This is a genomic window from Brucella sp. TWI559 (genome assembly GCF_039674265.1).
Classification (GTDB): domain Bacteria; phylum Pseudomonadota; class Alphaproteobacteria; order Rhizobiales; family Rhizobiaceae; genus Brucella; species Brucella chromiisoli.
Genome location: NZ_JBDJNE010000058.1, coordinates 1 through 1770, shown reverse-complemented (window position 1 = coordinate 1770; position 1770 = coordinate 1). Strand labels below are relative to the sequence as shown.

Genomic DNA, 1770 nt, shown 5'->3' with positions numbered 1-1770 from the left:
AACGCCGCTTGAACCACCAGGCCAAAGCGGCTTAAATCAACCCCCAAACCGAGCCGGAAACTCCAATCTTCAAAAGCACAAATAGTCTCAAATCATTCGACGACGGACAGGAAACATTACTAAAAGCAACAGATATCGTAACAAGTTAGCCTCTTAACCGCTCATTGGATTACAGGCGATAAAGGTGGTTTGTGACGAAAAACTGACAACGGTAGCGTGTTCTGAAATTGGCTACACCAAATGTGCAATACCGCGTTTTTACACGGCCAGCATCAATTGGCGTCAGCGAAACCGTCAAAACCAAAAGGAAGGATCAAACCATTGCATGATGCCTACTTTACCTGACTGTCGATGAATGCCTTAAGTGCGGGCAGAACTTGTTCTGGTGAATCCTCCAGCACGGTATGCGAGGCGAAAGGCAGGTTCAGCAGCCGCGCCCCTTCAACTTGTTCAGCCAGTTCGAAAGCCTGACGGCGGGAAACCAGAAAATCCTCGTCGCCACGTATTACAAGAAGTGGACATGCAATAGAGCTGACGGATGCGCCAGGATAGGCGTGTTCGCCACTTCCGAGCCACATTGCCTTAGTTGCTTCGAAAAGCCTGGCAAAATCTGGTGAAGGATTTTCTGCCTCATAGTTCTGGACCTGATCATGAAACATATCGCGCCATTCGTCCACGGTGATGCCCTTGTATATCTCACGAGTTGGCTCTTCAGTCGGCATCTCCCAGTGCGCTCCTACAGTGACAATAAAGCGTGGACGAACGGCGTTGGATGCCCCAAGGCGCAAGGCCACGATACCGCCATCGCTGTGGCCAATGATGCCAGCATCTGTCAGGCCCAACTCGGACAGAACTATAGCAATGTCCTGTTCAAGCTGATGGTAGTTGAGAGGAGCATTTCCAAGTGGGGAACGACCATGTCCACGGCTATCGATTGCGATAAGCCGAAAGTCAGCCGCCAGATCTTTTGCCAGGGGTACGAAGTCGTTTCGGCTCCCCAAGCCGCCATGAAGCAAAACAATCGGCGTCCCTTCCGCCTTTCCCGCTTCCGTTACGTATAAGCTGGTATCACCTCTACTTACAATTTTGCCGACATCGAACATGCAATCTTTCCCAAATCTTTTGGATGTATCATTTAGTGCGCTGCACAAATTAGGCTTTCCGGCTTAGACTTCGCAATGAACTTTTGCCGTTCCGCGCCGCAAGTTAAGCTTTCCGTCCCATTTGTCAGCTGTCCTAGGCCGGAAATAGGCCCAATCACGCAGCGTAATTAGCGCTTACCTTGATTCTCATCTTTTTCATCAGCGTAGCGAAATGCATCCGCCCAAATTCAACCCCTTCTTTTTTCAAAAGACCCTGCAACATCCAAATTCCAGCGGATTGGTACTCCAGATACAGTTTATCGATCCTGCGCATCAGTGCCAGATCGCCAGCAGATACAGGGCGCGGTGAATAGTTTACACTGCTACGGCTGAACCCAAGGAGCTTTGCCTGTCGTGCGACCGAAAGCTTGTGAGCACGGTAAATCATTTCCCTCCGTCCGGCAATCCCGCCTTGCTGAGCGCTCCGGCCAAAAAATCGTTCTCCAGAATTAGGTCGTACACTCATAAATAGTCTAGCTATTTGAATGGATTATTGGTTCAAAGGTCTCGGATTTGGAGGTCTTTGATGTCACGTCGCCGCTATGAACTTACAGAACGCGAATGGTCGATTATTGCGCCGCTGTTGCCATGCAAACCTCGTGGTGTACCCCGCGTCGATGATCGCATG

General features: G+C 50.2%; 2 protein-coding genes and 1 pseudogene. 1 reads left to right on the top strand and 2 read right to left on the bottom strand.

Going from position 1 to position 1770, the window contains the following annotated elements:
• Positions 1–332: 332 nt before the first annotated feature.
• Both ABE530_RS19560 and ABE530_RS19555 read right to left on the bottom strand, forming a co-directional pair.
• Positions 333–1103 carry an alpha/beta fold hydrolase gene (locus ABE530_RS19560; protein WP_499695714.1) on the bottom strand — a complete coding sequence of 257 codons (771 nt, stop codon included), beginning with the start codon at positions 1101–1103 and terminating at the stop codon, positions 333–335.
• Positions 1104–1281: 178 nt separating this feature from the next.
• Positions 1282–1578, bottom strand: a pseudogene (locus ABE530_RS19555) (IS3 family transposase); the annotation flags it as partial.
• Positions 1579–1668: 90 nt separating this feature from the next.
• Between ABE530_RS19555 and ABE530_RS19550 the strand changes: the two are divergent.
• Positions 1669–1770: transposase (locus ABE530_RS19550; RefSeq protein ID WP_499695715.1), on the top strand; the 102-nt coding region annotated here is incomplete at its 3' end.